The following is a 15,438-nucleotide window of genomic DNA, read 5'->3' as shown; positions in this document are numbered from 1 at the left end:
TTCTACCTCTTTGCATTTTTCTTCTATACAACAGCTTCCTTGATTACCCGGATCATTTCATCCAACATTTCTTTTGTCATTCCCGGATACACACCTACCCAGAAACTGTCATTCATTACCTGATCTGTTATGTTAAGCCCACCTACAACACGATAATCTGTTCCTTCAATAAGATTAGCAAAGCATGGATGCCTGATAATATTTCCTGCAAATAAATTTCTTGTTTGAATATTATGCTTTTCTAAATAATCCACTATCTGCTTTCTGTTTTTTCCACTCTCTGACTTTACTGTCATAATAAAACCAAACCAACATGGTTCACTATCTTTTTCTTTTTCTGGCAACAGCAATTTATCTTCTATATCACTTAAATGCTCTCTTAAATAAGTCCAGTTATTTCTTCGTTTTTCAACAAATCCCGGCAACTTGTGAAGCTGCGCCACACCTATTGCAGCCTGCATATCTGTAATTTTCAAATTATAACCCAGATGGGAATATACATATTTATGATCATAACCCTGTGGTAACGTGCCAAACTGTCCATCAAAACGATGGCCGCATAAATTATCCTGTCCTCCGCTGCATACGCATTCACGTCCCCAGTCACGCATAGAACGGACAATTTTATGAAGTAATGGATTTGCAGTATAAACAGCTCCTCCTTCTCCCATCGTCATCTGATGAGCTGGATAAAAACTGGAAGTTCCAATATCCCCGATAGTTCCTGTTTTTTTCCATTCTCCGTTCAACTTATATTCACCGCCAAGTGCATCGCAGTTATCTTCTATAAGCCATAAATTGTATTTTTCGCAAAAAGCCTTTACTGTTTTTATATCAAATACATTGCCTAAACTATGGGCTAAAAAAACCGCTTTTGTACGTTTTGTGTATGCCTCTTCCAAATGTGCAACATCTATATTGTATGTCGGCATTTCTATATCAAGAAATACCGGAACTGCACCACACTGTATAATCGGAGCAACTGTTGTAGGAAATGCTGCTGCAACTGTGATGACCTCATCTCCTTTTTGCAACCGCCTCTCCTTTAACAATGGAGAGGTCAGTGCTGCCACTGCAAGAAGATTAGCTGATGAACCGGAATTTACTACGGATACATATGGCACTCCCAGATACTGACCCAATCCACTTTCAAATTCTTTGGTATACCTGCCGGCAGTCAACCAGAATTCTAAAGACGAATCTACGAGATTTACCAATTCTTCTTCATCATATACCCGCCCGGCATAATTGATGCGGTCTCCAGGTTCATATTCCTTCCGCATATGGTTTTCCCGATAATACTCTCTTACCAGATTTAAAATTTTCTCTTTTTCCATATTCCAATGCTCCTATAACATATATCTGCAATCAATCACTGTTTTATTTCCAAAAGATAGGACTTCCCGGAATTCCTCCCATGCTGTCACAATTGCTATTACATCTGCCTCCTCATAAACTTCTTTTGCAGATGACTTTTCTGTTATTGCAATATCCGGATAACGACGTGTAAACTCTTTCATTGCTGCCGGATCATATGCACAAATGTTGTGATATCCAAGTTTTTCTATCTCACGGATAATTCTCGCTGCAGCAGTATCACGCACATCATCTGAAAGAGGTTTAAAAGCCAGTCCCAAAATTCCAATCGTCTGTCCTTCTGAAAGATTGTCTGTGATTTTTTTTGCAATCGATTTTGCCCTGTCATTATTTAATTCTATTACATGTTTCAATATCTCTGGTTCATACCCCTTAGCTACTGCCTGTGAGTAAAGTGCACAGGTATCTTTTGGAAGACAGTATCCACCATAACCACATCCCGGGTACACATAACTTGTCATATTACAATCATTCCATCGTTTATCCATATGTAAAATATGGAATGCATCCGCCACATTTATTCCACCTATGGCATCTGCAATTTCAGCCATCTCATTAGAATAGCTAATCATCGTTGCCAACAGTGTATTTGATAAATACTTAATAAATTCACCGGTAGAATGAGAAACACATTTGATTGGTATCTGCATTGGTTCATACAACTTCACCAGCATCTCTTTTGAACGTTCCTCATTACATCCTAATACTATTCTGTCTGCTCCAATAAAATCTTCCCAACAATGACCTTCACGCAAAAATTCCGGATTATTCGCAACCCCAAGATGCTCTGCTACCGCCCCCTTGCCCTTCACGTAAGGGAATATTTTTTCTGCAGTTGTAGAAGGTGGAATGGTTGATTTCGTTACAAGAACCCTGTATTTTTCATCCGAGATTGCATCTACTGTTGTATCTATCGCCGAAAACAGATATGTCAAATCTGCACTGCCATCTTTTCCATATGGTGTTCCAACGCAATAAAAAACATATTCACTATCTGCAATCGCCTCTTTAGGATTATCCGAAACAATAAAATTATTATTCAGATGCTTTTGCAACACCTCTTCCATTTCTGGTTCCAGAAACGGAAGCTTTCCACTTTTTAATATGGATTTTCTTTCTTCATCCACATCTATTCCATACACTTTATATCCAAGATGGGCAAAACCAAGCGCTGTTGTAAGCCCTACAAATCCCAATCCAAAAACTGTTACCATAATAAATTTTCCTCCGGACTTTCTTTAATAAACTGGAGAAATCTTCTTACTCCTTCTTCAACATATATACCCGGCTTATATCCAAGTATTTTCCCTGCTTTTTCAATATTCGGACAACGTCTCTGTGGATTATTTGTAAGATATTCTTTGTCCTCCGATATTGCATATTTCACTTCACCTTTATAATCAAAGATTTCCTGTCCAACTGCTTTATATATTTCTGCAAGTTTACTGATGGTAATCTCCGGCTTTTCAATTCCAATATTGAAATAATCGTATTTTCCATAAAGCATAATTTTCAAATAACCGGCAACAGCATCTGCAATATAACAAAAAGTACGACTCGGAGATCCATTAGAAAGAATTGTAATGTCATTTCCATCTACAATATTTTTTGCAAAATCTGCCGGCACGCGTTTATCATTTATCTTCATCCCCGGACCATAATTATTAAATGGTCTTACTACACCAATTGGCATTCCATATTGCTGTGCAAACAGCATACACATAGTCTCCCCAAAACGTTTGGATTCATCATAACAGGCTCTTGGCCCTGTTGCGCACACATTTCCATTATAATCTTCCGAAGTAGGCACTGCCTCCGGTGCCGGATCCCCATAAAGTTCACTGGATGAGTAGAAAAGAAAACCTTTCATTTCTTTTTCCATATAATAATCCAAAAGTCTCCTTAATCCCCAGATATTTGCATCCAGTGTTTCTATTGGATATTTCCGATAAAACATCGGTGAAGCAATTGAAGCCATATGAATAATATAATCTGCCTCTTTTGCTTCTTCAATTGTCTCAATTCTATCTTTGATAATATCAAATTTCTTCACCACAAAATGTTCATCTGCAGCCATTTCATCAATCCATTTTGGATAACCCAGCATAAAATTATCCAAACATATTATTTTCTTTAAATGAAGTTTCTCCCGAAACTGATAAAAAAAATGAACAAAATAAAATCCAAGAAAGCCTGCGCACCCTGTAATTAAAATACTGGAATTCTCCAGCCGGCTTATTTCCTCATCCGACAATCTTTCATATGTATATTCCAAATCTTTTTCTAACTGCTTTGTTACCATTTTTCTTTCTCCTTATTCCCATTTCTTCCATTTTGCCCGATTAGTAGTCCATAAATAATCCAATGCTTCTTTATCCCGCAATGTATCCATACATTTCCAGAAGCCATCATGCTTATATGCCGCCAGCTGATTTTCTTTTGCCAGTCTTTCCAATGGCTCTTTTTCAAAAAATGTAGCATCTCCATCAATATAATCCAAAACCTGTGGTTCTAATACCATAAACCCACCATTAATCCAGCCGCCATCTTCTTTTGCCTTTTCCGCAAAACGGTTTACAGTACCTTCATCATCCATGTCTAGAACGCCGAAACGGCCACCAGGCTGAATAGCCGTTAATGTAGCATATTTTCCATTTTTTTTATGAAATGCCACTAATTTATCAAGATTCACGTCAGAAACTCCATCTCCGTAAGTCATCATAAAAGTTTCATCTCCAATATACTTTCGAACACGCTTTAAGCGTCCGCCTGTCATGGTATTTAGTCCAGTATCCACTACTGTCACTTTCCATGGTTCTGCCACATTGTTATGTATAATCATTTCATTATTCTTGGAAAAATCAAATGTGACATCACTACGATGCAGATAATAATCCGCAAAATATTCTTTAATTACATATCCTTTATAACCACAACAAATAATAAATTCTTCATATCCAAAAGATGAATAATATTTCATAATATGCCACAAAATCGGCGCCCCTCCTATTTCAATCATCGGTTTGGGTTTCAAATGGCTTTCTTCACTGATTCTGGTTCCCAGACCACCTGCAAGTATTACAACTTTCACGTTTTCTCCTCCTATATTCTCCACCAACTATAAGAAATACTTTTCTCATATTTTACAATTAAAAAAGACTTTCTGCACCACGCAAAAAGCCTCATCTATTTCAAAACTTCGTGCGCCGAACAATTCCTTTTGATACGGCTTCATCATTAATTACTTATATTTATATGTCGGTAATTATATACTTATTTATTAGTTATTATTAGAAATTTATGATTTTCCCCTATTTTCCTGATTCTCTCCTGTGCTTTTGCATAATCCCCGCATTTCCGATAATATTCCAGTGCCTGTCCGATGTCTCCGAGGCACTCCCGGATTACACCTGCATTGTAATATGCCAGATAAGAATTTGTTCCTGTCATCCGTGCGCTCTTATACTCCGTTGCCTTTAAGAACTCAGCTATTGCTTCTTCGTAACGTTCATTATTCATATAGATGAGTCCCATCAGAAACTTGAAATCCGCACAGTCTCCAAACTCTTCATAAATCCCCTGAAACTGCAATGCCGTTTCAACCCGCCCGGTATTCAAAAGTGCGTATCCATAGCTTTCTACCATGTCAATTACATATTCCAGCTTTGGATTCAAGTCATAGCCCAATGCTTTTTCAAAATACCGGATTGTTTCTTCATAATCCTCTGCCATATAATAGCTTTTTCCAATCTGATACATGAAATAAGTATCATCCGGATGGTTCTCCAACTCTTTTAACAATAACTTCAGATTACGTTCTGCTTTTTTCCTCCGCTCCTCTTCGGTGCCTTCATAACCATCATGCAAGATAACAACCGGAGCAAGGTAAGTTTCATACTCTTCTTTATTTTTCGCTGTAACCTGTTCGTGGATACTGCCCGAATATTCATATTGCTGTCTGGAGAATATCCGGTTAATCCGTTCTATGTTTTCTGTTTCCTGCTCTCCTACGGAAACGCGGTTAATTATTTTGATTCGCCCTACCATAGAAGGATGCTGCTTTAACAAGTTTTCCAGCTCGCCTGTATCTATTTCCTGTAAATATTCATCACTGTCTATCATCATAACAATGTCATTGGACGCCTGAGTCAATGCATAATTCCGTGCTGCGGAGAAATCATTGCACCAGCTGAAATAGCATACTTTATCCGTATATTTTTTTGCCATGGCAACCGTATCATCCGTAGAGCCGGTATCTACCACAACAATTTCAAAGCCATATCCCGTCAGATGTTTCAGGCATTTTTTCAATTTTTCTGATTCATTTTTTGTAATGATACATACAGTGATTTTTCTCATGCTATAAGTCCTCAAGTATTACTTTCATCCGTTCTTCAAATCGAAAATCTTCTTTTACCCGCTGTAAACCTCTGGCTGCAATCTCTTTTCGTTCTTCCTCATGCTGCAAATAGTAATTCACCAGATAATAAAGCTCTTCTATATCTCCATAAGTGATGATTTCTTCTCCCAACCGGAAGTACTCTGCCAGTTCTTCCTGAAAGTTTGAAATCACAAATCCGCCACTGGCAAGAATGTCCAGTACACGCAGCGGAATTCCTGTCCGAATTGTTTTCAGCGAAATATTAAGATTCACTTTAGAGCATTTAAATACTTTTGGCATCTGGGTATAATAATCGATATAATTCTTCTTTCTTATCTTTGGTATGGCTACATTCTGTTCTCCGGAATAGAGTGCTACATCAAAATGATTGGAAAGAAGCGTTAATATTTCCTGCCGCTCTCTTCGTGTAATCTCACTGGCCAGTAGAAATTCAATTTCACGATGATTTACCGTAATCTCTCCATTCCACTGTTTCTGATAAGCCGCATTCATTCTCTCTATCAAATCATCCGTTATAAAATCCGGCAGGAAATATCCGCCATATACTTTTTTCTGAGCTGCAATCACACCTTCAAGATATCCCCTGTCATACTCCTGCAAAGGTGCCATATACAGTGGATAGACGGTCTGATATAATTTTCCTACCAATGAAATCTCTGCTCCATATTCCTTTTTATCGACTTCTGTAACTGCAACCGGATAAAATGTTTCCACATCTGCTGCCAGTGGCAAATAGCCGGCATTGATTCCCTGTCTTTGATATTCTTCTGCCTGTCCACGGTCAAAAAAATACACTTTTGTATAGGAATTCTTCAGTGCCTGTACATTGCGGATATGAATCGGAGAATCATAGACCCACGCACGATAAGGCAGTTTATGATTCTGGCATACATCAGAAATAACCGGATTAAAATTTACAGAAATCACTGCATCATACGCCTGCTGCGAAATCCTCTTTTCCAACTGCTCTGCAAATCGATTATCCGATTCCCAGTCATTCATCTGATAAAAGAAAGCATCATAAGTAATATTCAATCTGTGTAACGCACGTTCCATTCCTTTTCCCATAAAAGAATGCCATTGCCAGAATAATATTTTCATCGTTCTCTCCTGCTTTGCAACGAAAAACACTGATACCTTTCGATATCAGTAGTTTTTTAATTCATTTTAACTTTGGCTACTTCTTCCAATTTTTCAAAGAATGGTATCATGTCCTTCTCAAAGACTTCTGCAAGCTTCTCATCATCTTTTTCCTGATATATTTTGCTGAAATTTACAAACAGAGCATTTGCTGCCTGCTTATCAATAAGCTGCTCGATTTCATTGAGATAGTCCATTGTTCCATTTAAGACCTGAATTTCCCAGTTCATACCTTTGATAATGCTCAAAAGATATTCATCGGTATCCGGCTGACGATTTCCATGCAATTCTTCCATTACATTTCTCATAGATTTTAATAATTTCGGGCTGTACTCCGTCAATACTTTTAACGCTTCTTTTTCTTCTCTTCTATTATCTTCCATGATATTTCACCCTGGCACATCCTGTGCCGCCTTTCTATAGAATGTATATCGGTTCATTCCTTCATTTTCACAAGAGTATTTTCACTTTTCACTGCATTTTCTTTCCCTGGCATCTATTTCATCAATAAATGCGAGAAGCTTTTTCGCGCTCTGCTCCCAGGTATAATTTTCCTTTGCTTTCCTATAAGCATTCTCTGCAATCATCTGCAGGTTATCTCTTCCTGCCCCTTTCAGATAAGTGCTTTCATCGGTAAGCACCACGCTGCGTTGCAACATGCTGTTTGCAATCCGTTCCGTAAATCCATCCTTATGCCAGGCCATCACATTAAAAGATATAAGGCTTTTTTCCATGACTTCAAGGCTTTCTCTCATATCCACCGCTTCATGGATACGAAGATATGGTGAATCCCCAAACGGGCTCTTCTTCCAACTGTCCCCGAATACTTCCAGTGTAATGCCTGCTTCTAAAATTACCTTTACTGCTTTTTCCCGGTAATAAGACATGATGCAATAAATCATTGGCTTGACGCCATCTAATACTTCTAAAAATTCTTCATCCGATAGTACAATTCCATCTTTTCGTAAGGATTCTTCCAATGCTTTCTCCGCAGTCTCTTCCGGGTGCTGTTTCATCCGAAACAGAAAATGGGCTGCTATCTTTTTATTGATTCCCTGGCTATTTCTGATCAGCGGCAGATAACTCCGATAGTCCGTATAGGTGTCAATAAAGGATATCTGATATTCCTTTTTATCCTGCGCCCCCTCAAATTCCGCTCTGCTTCCTTCTCACAACCTCCCGGAAAGATAATGGAACTTCCTGCAATTCTCGGATAATACTTTTCTATAAATGCCGCATAATTTCTGTCATGGGTTGCACTATAGCAATGCTCCGGCATTCTGATATAATGATTCTTCATCCAGATTGGATGGTCAAACTGGAAATTTATTTTTGGTCCCTTTATCAAATCATGTAAATAAATGCTTGCCTTCGGAAGATAAATATCAAAAAGATAACTCTGAAAGCCAATTACCGCCTGATATGTTTTTCCTGCATAAGCTGCCAGAGTAGCTTCGCCGCTCTGCTTCACATCAAAATATTCTACCTCTTCTCCAAGCCTCTGTAACGCTTCTCCCAGTTGCTCTGCAAATGTATATAAAATGTTATAGCAGATTGGTTCTCCCTTATAGATTAAAATTGTTCCTTTCGCTTCCCTTCTTCTATGCTCCATGTTATCTCCCGTCCGGATGCTGTACCTGCTTTTCCTGCCTTATCGTATAAGTTTCCACAAATTCACATAACCTTCGATAGTTTTCTTTTTCATCTACTGCAAGAATTTCCTCTGCTTTTCTGCGGCATGCTTCCTTCTTCTTCTCCATGAATCCTTTATCTTCACAATATTGATGTACCAGATTTACCATCGACTCAACAGAATCACAGGTGAATACCTTGCCCACATTTACCTGCACATCGCAGTTGTCCAGTGTCACTACCGGAATTTCCTGTAAAATTGCATACATGGCTCCGGTACCGCCGCCCTGTCTTGGCGGGTTCAAAAACAAATCTCCTATGGTCATGGTTTTCTGCAATTCTTCGGTATATCCAAGGAAATAAAAACGCTCCCAATATGCTTCTACTATCCTTTTTTCCAGTGCCTCGCAATTTCCAATGACCGCCAGCACTGCTTTCGGATTTTCCTCTAGCATCGCATAAATCGTCTTAAGAAAATCCTCTGTCACTTCCTGCACCAGCCGGTTTCCCACCAGCAAAATTACGAACTTGTCTTCTGGGATGCCATAATTTTCTTTCTTCTCTTTTTCGACAACCACTGTATTTCCCACAATGGAATGTTTTACTTCCACAAACTGCTGGTACGGTTTCAGCCAGCTCTGATACCGTCTTTCTTCCGCAATGGTATAATCCGAAGCCAGTACGATAATCGGTGCATTGGTCACAGGAATTGTCTTAACGCACCTTCTGGTTAAATACGGTAGTGAACTGTCGGCACAAATCAGCCAACATTGTTTTATCACCGATTTCAAGCACTCACTCAGGTGCTTCCTGCCATATCATTTCCGCCGCATCATAAAGCTGTTCCGGATAATTTTCCTGTGTAAAAAGCAGATTATAACCCTTCAGTTCCTCTCCTTCTATCTCGCCCTGAAATGCTCCGGCTGTATTCATAAAATTATTCAACAGACACTGCTTATACCACAACGGTGCTGTATTCCGATTTGGCATATAGGCGACATATAATACCACTTCGTAACCCAGTTCCTTTAAATAACAGTTCATCTGCAATGTTATCGGAAACTTTGCCAATGACTGTTCTATTACGCGCAGCATATTCTGCTGCATCGCTGCATCAAATTTCTAGTAGCTTTCCTTTAACTCCCGCAGCGTTCTTTCTCCATATTCCCCTGTTGCATCCAGCTGCCCCAGTCCTCTTTGTAAAATTCCAAAAAACTGTTCCATATATTTTCTTTTCGTCCTGCGACGTTTTCTCCTTATTCTAACCTTGTTTCTTTCCACCGATTTCGTTACAATAGTTATAGTTATTATACTCTATATCCAAGGAAGAGGAAAGTTTATCATGAAAATACTATTCTATCGTTATGGAAGCATTTGCGAACCGGATATTATTGAAGCCATGAAGCATTTAGGGCATGAAATATTTTGTATCAACCTTGAAATTACCGATAAAAATATTCCCGCACAGACAGTTATCAAACATGTTTCTGATGCACTGTTAGAGTCTTCTTTTGACGGTGTTTTCTCGATAAATTTTTATCCTGTTTTATCGGAAATCTGTAATATTATGAAGATTCCTTATATCTGCTGGACCGTAGACAGTCCTGTTATGGAATTATATTCTGATTCCTATTCGAATGAATGGAACCGTATTTTTCTTTTTGATTCCATGCAATATCAGGACTTTGCTCCATATAACCCAACTCACACTTTTTTTCTGCCGCTGGCAACCAATGTAAGCCGTTGGAATTCCGTTCTTGCTCATGCTAATCCGGACTCCTTTAAAAGTGATATTTCCTTTGTGGGCTCCCTTTATACAGAGAAATGTCCTTATGATGCCATAAAGAATCCTTCCCCTTATCTCGAAGGATATTTAAATGGAATAATGGATGCGCAGGAACAGATTTATGGTGCATTTCTTTTAAATGAACTACTGCCGGATTCTATTGTCAAAGAATTTATTGACTGTATGCCGGATTATTATATTCCGCCGGAAAAAGCCAGACGGGTTGACCGGGATATCATTGCACAGCAGTACCTTGGCATGAAGGTAACTGCCAATGAGCGGAAGCACCTTTTGTCCCTTCTTGGCTCCCATTTTTCAGTAGACTTATACACCGGAAGTGATGCAGACGCTCTTCCTGTCCACAATCGTGGACGGGTTAAGACTTTAACAGAAATGCCTCAGGTCTTTGCCCACAGCAAAATTAATCTGAATATGACCTGCAAATCCATCCGGAACGGTATTCCCCTTCGTGTCTTTGATGTTCTTGGATGTGGCGGCTTTTTACTGACGAATTATCAGAATGATTTAAGCGAATGTTTTACCATTGGAGAAGATTTAGACATCTATACCAGTCCTGATGACCTTTTGTCTAAATGCGAATACTATCTTTCCCATGAAAAAGAACGGATAGAAATTGCCGAAAACGGCTATCAGAAAGTATTAAATCATTATACTTATGAGAAGCAGCTTCAGAAAATACTGGCACAGCTTTAATCAGCTATGCCAGTATGCTTTTTTATTTTTCTCCTACACCTGTCTAAGGGTTTCCTGTACTGTTTCAATTACTCTGCTCTGTTCTTCATCCGTTAATCCCGGATATAATGGTAAACTGATGATATGCGAATATACCTCTTCTGCATTTTTACAATGCACATTTTCATATCCATGACTCTGGTAATAAGGATGCATATAAACAGGTATATAGTGAACATTTACACCAATTCCCTTTTCTCTTAACTGTTCAAATACCTTTTTTCGGTCATGATGCGGAACTTGTATGATATACAGATGCCATCCACTCTCGGTTCCCTCCATCTGATATGGAGTAATAATGTCTTTATTATCTCGAAATGCCTCATTATAATTCTGAACCAATTCTTTTCTTCTTGCAAGGAAACGATCCAGTTTCTTCATCTGACTTATTCCAAGTGCACATTGAATATCTGTAATACGGTAATTGTATCCAAGATCCAACTGTTGATAGAACCACGGTCCATCACTTCTTGTCATCAATTTGGGATCTCTTGTAATACAATGAGAACGGAACAACAGCATTCTCTGATATAAGTCTTCTTGATCCGTCATAATCATCCCACCTTCTCCGGTGGTAATCGGTTTTACCGGATGAAAACTAAATGTCGTAAGATCTGATAATGTTCCAATTTTTCTTCCCTTATAAACAGAACCTAAAGCATGTGCTCCATCTTCAATCACTAACAAATGATGTCTTCTGGCTATCTCATGAATGTGGTCCATGTCACACGGCTGTCCTGCTAAATGAACCGGAATAATTGCCTTTGTTTTTGCCGTTATTTTTCTTTCAATATCTGCTGGATCTATATTATAAGTTTTCGAATCTATATCAGCAAATACTGGTGTTCCCCCACAATACAATATACAATTCGCTGATGCAGCAAAAGTAAGTGGTGTAGTTATTACCTCATCACCCGGTCCAATGCCTGCTGCATAACAAGCCGCATGCAATGCTGATGTACCATTTGATATTGCAACCGCGTATCTGCTTCCGGTATAAGACTTTACTGCTTCTTCAAATTCTGTACTCTTCGGTCCCGTTGTTAAGAAATCAGATTTTAACACCTCAATCACTGCCTGTATATCATCATCTTCTATAGTCTGTCTTCCATATGGTATCATCTATACCGCCTCCAATTATCTATAATGCTATCAGTGCCTCTGCGATACGTTCTGCACCCTTTCCATCAATAAATCTTTGCATTTGCAATGATTTCTTCTTTCTTAGTTCCATGTCATTCATGTATTCTTTTAAATACATGTTTATTTTATCTACAATTTTCTCCTCCCTCACATCTCCCGCATAATCAATAGTATTATCTGCTTGAAACTGTTTTACATTGTCCAGTTGGTTATCTACAAACGCATAAGATATTGTTGGCACACCCAACGCACACAGTTCATAGAGAGTTGTTCCACCTGCTGAAATCGCTATATCTGCTTCCTGCATATATCTTTCTATATTGTCAACTGCTTTATGAAAAAAAATCCTTTTTTCGTTCCCATACTGTTCTTTCAAACTATCATAATTTTGATTATAAACTCCACATATAACCTCAATTCTTAAAAAGTTGTCCCTTTCTATACCATCTAATACTCTCTGAATAATATTATATGGATCTGTTCCACCTGTTAATAATAACAAGCATTCTACTCTATTCTTAATTTTATGAGATTCACAATTCCAAAACACACTTCGTAACGGAGCATATTTTACTCCTAAATATTTCTTTATTTTATTGTCTGATTGATCATAATGAAATTTTTTCCAGTAATTTGCATAGCAAACAAGAGCATCCACTTCATATGGATATATATTCAAATCATCTATATACATTACTCGAACAAGGTTGTGAACTTCCCTTAAATACTTTTCTGTCACTTCATAACTGTCTATCAGCATTTTTTTAATATTCAGCTTCTGAATATATTTCTTCAGAACTGGCAATTCTGCTTCTTTATTATTCCATTTTGTATATAGTATAATAGCTTTATATCCATATTTTTTCAAAAGTTCTAAAGCACTTTCATCTGCAACAATAAAGATTACTTCAATTCTATTTTTCTGTAATGCATCTGCAATTGCAAGACACCTCATCATATGTCCGGTTGCAATCTGATTATTCATATCTGTTCTTATATATATTTCATCCATTACTTTAATCCACTCGTACAAATTCAAACATACTGTACTTTTCTTCATATCCTGCATTTTCAAATGCTTTTTTTGATGCAAGATTATCCGTTTTTACCAGTCCAGTCAGTTTATCTACCATTGGGAAATCTTTAAACACCTGATTTTTCACCAGTTCAAGCATTTTTGCCCCATATCCCTGTGAACGTTTTTCTGTGCAAATACTATAGCTGATTTCCGCATTTTTTTCCTTTTGCACAATACGAATCTGTCCTATCGGACAATCGCCGCACATATAGATATATTGCTTACAGTTTTTATTCTCCAACAGACTTCTATACCAACTGGTATGCTCTTCATAAGTAATTTTTTCTGAAGAAAATGAATTTTTCCTCACTGCAGGATCATTCGTCCATTTAAACAATAAATCCACATCATCTTTTGTTGCTTCTCTTAAATATTCCTTCATTTTTCTATTTTCCTATCATCTCAAAAGAAAGCGGCGTTCCTCTTTCTATATCCCGCAATGCAGTCTGTCCTAATATTTCTTTATAATACTTTGGTTGCAAACCATTCCCTGGTCTGATAATTCTTATATTATCTTCGGTTATCTTTTGTCCCTTTTGTATATCCTGTATGCAAAATATAGAACGACGGAATTGTAAATTTCCTTTTTCCTGTTCAGTCGGTCCATATTGCACTCTTCCAATAGCTTTTTCTGCCTGTCTGATATCCTTTACCATACTAGCAAATTCTTTGGAATTCATCGAAAATGAAGAATCTGGATTTTCAATGGAACGATCCAGACAAAAATGCTTTTCAATAATACTGGCGCCAAGTGCAACCGCCGTTACTGCTCCCACCGATCCCATAGAATGATCAGACAGTCCTACTGGCACATTAAAAGTTTCTCCCATATTCTGCATTGTCCTAAGATTCATTTCATCTGTTATCGCCGGATATGCACTTGCACATCTTAACAATGCCACATTTTGATTTCCCTGCCTTTTCACTGCTGTTACTGCCTCATCAATTTCAGCCAGAGTAGCCATACCAGTTGACATAATCACTGGTTTCCCCTTAGATGCCACATATTCAATCAGTGGAATATCTACAAGTTCAAAAGAAGCAATTTTATAAAATTCAACACCTATTTTTTCCAAAAAGTCTACCGCCGTATTGTCAAATGGTGTTGAGAAGAAATCTATCCCTACTTTTTCAGCTTCTTCCAGCAATTCCTCCTGCCATTTCCATGGTGTATAAGCTTTTTGATATAGCTGATATAGATTTTCTCCACTCCATGTTCCACCTGAAATATGGAAATATTTATTATCACAATCAATTGTCAATGTATCTGGCGTATATGTCTGTATTTTAATGCAGTCTGCTCCGGCTTCCTTCGCTGCACATATAATTTCCTTTGCCCGTGAAATATCTCCTGCATGATTAGCAGACATTTCTGCAATAATATATGTTGGGAAACCTTTTCCTATTTTGCGCCCTTTAATTTCCATTTTACAATCTACCCTTCTTTTTTAACAATCGATATTTCATCTCAGCCAGTTCCCAGTCTGTCTCATTATCAATATCCTGAACTTCCAGTTCAGAAATAACCAACGCTCCGGTATTCCCGGTTACCATTTTTCCCGTATGTAGAAATGGCTCTGTTCGCAACATATAAAATTGTCCGCAATCATGATATATTTCTTCCAGGTCCTGTGAACGCATCATTGCATATTGCTCCCATTTGTAATTTAAAGTTCCATCTTTTATCACCATTCCCCGCAGTGGTGGAAATGAGAATGACGTTACAGGCATCACACTGTCTCTTTTCTCCTTCATCAATATATCTAATGCTGTTTGTAATTTTTTTCCTGTTACAAATGGGGCTGTCGGATATATACAGCAGGCGTTCTCATAAGTCATTCCCAGTTCACTATACCTTTTCAATACTTCTTTCAAAACATCCGCCGTTGTTGCATAATCATTCGATGTATCTTCGCTTCGCATAAAGGGAACTTCTGCTCCTGCCGATTTTGCAATCCGGGCAATCTCCTCATCATCTGTAGAAACCATTATAGTATCAAAAATATCAGCTTCTTTTGCAGCCTGAATGGAGTATTCTATAATAGGCCGGTCACAAAATTTCTTTATGTTCTTATGTGGAATTCTTTTGCTTCCACCTCTTGCTGTTATGATTGCAATATTCATTCC

Annotated in this window: 17 protein-coding genes; 1 reads left to right on the top strand and 16 read right to left on the bottom strand. The window is 38.0% G+C overall.

Annotated features, from left to right (window positions below; all coding sequences use genetic code 11):
* Window positions 1-23: 23 nt before the first annotated feature.
* The 11 genes from rfbH to DWY37_RS06230 all read right to left on the bottom strand — a co-directional run bounded on the left by rfbH (window position 24) and on the right by DWY37_RS06230 (window position 9,658).
* Window positions 24-1,337, bottom strand: a complete 1,314-nt coding sequence (gene rfbH, locus DWY37_RS06280; RefSeq protein ID WP_118542192.1) for a lipopolysaccharide biosynthesis protein RfbH — start codon at window positions 1,335-1,337, stop codon at window positions 24-26.
* Window positions 1,338-1,349: 12 nt separating this feature from the next.
* Window positions 1,350-2,591: a UDP-glucose dehydrogenase family protein gene (locus DWY37_RS06275; RefSeq protein ID WP_199650034.1), complete on the bottom strand. Its 1,242-nt coding sequence runs from the start codon at window positions 2,589-2,591 to the stop codon at window positions 1,350-1,352.
* Window positions 2,585-3,679, bottom strand: coding sequence for an NAD-dependent epimerase/dehydratase family protein (locus tag DWY37_RS06270; RefSeq protein WP_118542188.1), 1,095 nt, complete (start codon window positions 3,677-3,679; stop codon window positions 2,585-2,587). The genes DWY37_RS06275 and DWY37_RS06270 overlap by 7 nt, the downstream gene beginning before the upstream one ends.
* A gap of 12 nt (window positions 3,680-3,691) precedes the next feature.
* Complete coding sequence (rfbF, locus tag DWY37_RS06265; protein ID WP_118542186.1) at window positions 3,692-4,468, bottom strand: glucose-1-phosphate cytidylyltransferase; 777 nt, start codon at window positions 4,466-4,468, stop codon at window positions 3,692-3,694.
* Window positions 4,469-4,650: 182 nt separating this feature from the next.
* Window positions 4,651-5,736 carry a glycosyltransferase gene (locus tag DWY37_RS06260; RefSeq protein WP_118544414.1) on the bottom strand — a complete coding sequence of 362 codons (1,086 nt, stop codon included), beginning with the start codon at window positions 5,734-5,736 and terminating at the stop codon, window positions 4,651-4,653.
* A 1-nt stretch (window position 5,737) separates the two neighbouring features.
* Entirely contained in the window at window positions 5,738-6,880 is a 1,143-nt protein-coding gene (locus DWY37_RS06255; protein ID WP_118542184.1) for a CgeB family protein, read from the bottom strand.
* Window positions 6,881-6,936: 56 nt separating this feature from the next.
* Window positions 6,937-7,302, bottom strand: a complete 366-nt coding sequence (locus tag DWY37_RS06250; RefSeq protein WP_117841512.1) for a molecular chaperone — start codon at window positions 7,300-7,302, stop codon at window positions 6,937-6,939.
* Window positions 7,303-7,383: 81 nt separating this feature from the next.
* Window positions 7,384-7,899, bottom strand: a complete 516-nt coding sequence (locus tag DWY37_RS06245; RefSeq protein ID WP_147403582.1) for a glycosyltransferase family 1 protein — start codon at window positions 7,897-7,899, stop codon at window positions 7,384-7,386.
* An 89-nt stretch (window positions 7,900-7,988) separates the two neighbouring features.
* Window positions 7,989-8,531: a hypothetical protein gene (locus DWY37_RS06240; RefSeq protein WP_118542180.1), complete on the bottom strand. Its 543-nt coding sequence runs from the start codon at window positions 8,529-8,531 to the stop codon at window positions 7,989-7,991.
* Window position 8,532: 1 nt separating this feature from the next.
* On the bottom strand, window positions 8,533-9,333 hold the full coding sequence (locus DWY37_RS06235; RefSeq protein WP_158575652.1) for a glycosyltransferase: 801 nt from the start codon (window positions 9,331-9,333) through the stop codon (window positions 8,533-8,535).
* 13 nt (window positions 9,334-9,346) lie between these two features.
* Entirely contained in the window at window positions 9,347-9,658 is a 312-nt protein-coding gene (locus DWY37_RS06230) for a hypothetical protein (protein WP_118542176.1), read from the bottom strand.
* Between the two features lie 235 nt (window positions 9,659-9,893).
* On the opposite strand from DWY37_RS06230, the gene DWY37_RS06225 reads away from it, so the two are divergent.
* The gene (locus tag DWY37_RS06225) at window positions 9,894-11,051 is read left to right on the top strand and encodes a CgeB family protein (protein WP_118542174.1); all 1,158 of its coding nucleotides are present in this window, start codon (window positions 9,894-9,896) and stop codon (window positions 11,049-11,051) included.
* 33 nt (window positions 11,052-11,084) lie between these two features.
* Here the strand turns inward: DWY37_RS06225 and pseC are convergent, their stop codons facing one another.
* Genes pseC through pseF form a run of 5 tightly spaced genes read right to left on the bottom strand, consistent with a single transcriptional unit; the run spans window position 11,085 to window position 15,435 of the window.
* Window positions 11,085-12,212 carry a UDP-4-amino-4,6-dideoxy-N-acetyl-beta-L-altrosamine transaminase gene (gene pseC, locus DWY37_RS06220; RefSeq protein WP_118542172.1) on the bottom strand — a complete coding sequence of 376 codons (1,128 nt, stop codon included), beginning with the start codon at window positions 12,210-12,212 and terminating at the stop codon, window positions 11,085-11,087.
* Window positions 12,213-12,231: 19 nt separating this feature from the next.
* Window positions 12,232-13,245 (bottom strand): UDP-2,4-diacetamido-2,4,6-trideoxy-beta-L-altropyranose hydrolase, encoded by a 1,014-nt coding sequence (pseG, locus tag DWY37_RS06215; RefSeq protein WP_158575650.1) that lies wholly within the window; start codon window positions 13,243-13,245, stop codon window positions 12,232-12,234.
* 4 nt (window positions 13,246-13,249) lie between these two features.
* Window positions 13,250-13,693 (bottom strand): GNAT family N-acetyltransferase, encoded by a 444-nt coding sequence (locus DWY37_RS06210; RefSeq protein WP_118542500.1) that lies wholly within the window; start codon window positions 13,691-13,693, stop codon window positions 13,250-13,252.
* A 4-nt stretch (window positions 13,694-13,697) separates the two neighbouring features.
* Window positions 13,698-14,738: a pseudaminic acid synthase gene (pseI, locus tag DWY37_RS06205; RefSeq protein WP_118542498.1), complete on the bottom strand. Its 1,041-nt coding sequence runs from the start codon at window positions 14,736-14,738 to the stop codon at window positions 13,698-13,700.
* 1 nt (window position 14,739) lies between these two features.
* A complete protein-coding gene (gene pseF / locus DWY37_RS06200) occupies window positions 14,740-15,435 on the bottom strand; it encodes a pseudaminic acid cytidylyltransferase (RefSeq protein WP_118544416.1) in 696 nt (231 codons plus the stop codon).
* Window positions 15,436-15,438 lie beyond the last annotated feature (3 nt).

Source organism: Roseburia sp. AF25-13LB (genome assembly GCF_003478915.1).
Lineage (GTDB): Bacteria > Bacillota > Clostridia > Lachnospirales > Lachnospiraceae > Roseburia_C > Roseburia_C amylophila.
This window is presented reverse-complemented; position numbering and strand designations above follow the sequence as displayed.

What these genes read in the sequence shown, in the direction of transcription:
- rfbH (WP_118542192.1), bottom strand. Translation starts at nt 1,337, where the DNA reads ATGGAAAAAGAGAAAATTTTAAATCTGGTAAGAGAGTATTATCGGGAA.
- DWY37_RS06275 (WP_199650034.1), bottom strand. Translation starts at nt 2,591, where the DNA reads ATGGTAACAGTTTTTGGATTGGGATTTGTAGGGCTTACAACAGCGCTT.
- DWY37_RS06270 (WP_118542188.1), bottom strand. Translation starts at nt 3,679, where the DNA reads ATGGTAACAAAGCAGTTAGAAAAAGATTTGGAATATACATATGAAAGA.
- DWY37_RS06260 (WP_118544414.1), bottom strand. Translation starts at nt 5,736, where the DNA reads ATGAGAAAAATCACTGTATGTATCATTACAAAAAATGAATCAGAAAAA.
- DWY37_RS06255 (WP_118542184.1), bottom strand. Translation starts at nt 6,880, where the DNA reads ATGAAAATATTATTCTGGCAATGGCATTCTTTTATGGGAAAAGGAATG.
- DWY37_RS06250 (WP_117841512.1), bottom strand. Translation starts at nt 7,302, where the DNA reads ATGGAAGATAATAGAAGAGAAGAAAAAGAAGCGTTAAAAGTATTGACG.
- DWY37_RS06240 (WP_118542180.1), bottom strand. Translation starts at nt 8,531, where the DNA reads ATGGAGCATAGAAGAAGGGAAGCGAAAGGAACAATTTTAATCTATAAG.
- DWY37_RS06230 (WP_118542176.1), bottom strand. Translation starts at nt 9,658, where the DNA reads ATGCAGCAGAATATGCTGCGCGTAATAGAACAGTCATTGGCAAAGTTT.
- DWY37_RS06225 (WP_118542174.1), top strand. Translation starts at nt 9,894, where the DNA reads ATGAAAATACTATTCTATCGTTATGGAAGCATTTGCGAACCGGATATT.
- pseC (WP_118542172.1), bottom strand. Translation starts at nt 12,212, where the DNA reads ATGATACCATATGGAAGACAGACTATAGAAGATGATGATATACAGGCA.
- pseG (WP_158575650.1), bottom strand. Translation starts at nt 13,245, where the DNA reads ATGGATGAAATATATATAAGAACAGATATGAATAATCAGATTGCAACC.
- DWY37_RS06210 (WP_118542500.1), bottom strand. Translation starts at nt 13,693, where the DNA reads ATGAAGGAATATTTAAGAGAAGCAACAAAAGATGATGTGGATTTATTG.
- pseI (WP_118542498.1), bottom strand. Translation starts at nt 14,738, where the DNA reads ATGGAAATTAAAGGGCGCAAAATAGGAAAAGGTTTCCCAACATATATT.
- pseF (WP_118544416.1), bottom strand. Translation starts at nt 15,435, where the DNA reads ATGAATATTGCAATCATAACAGCAAGAGGTGGAAGCAAAAGAATTCCA.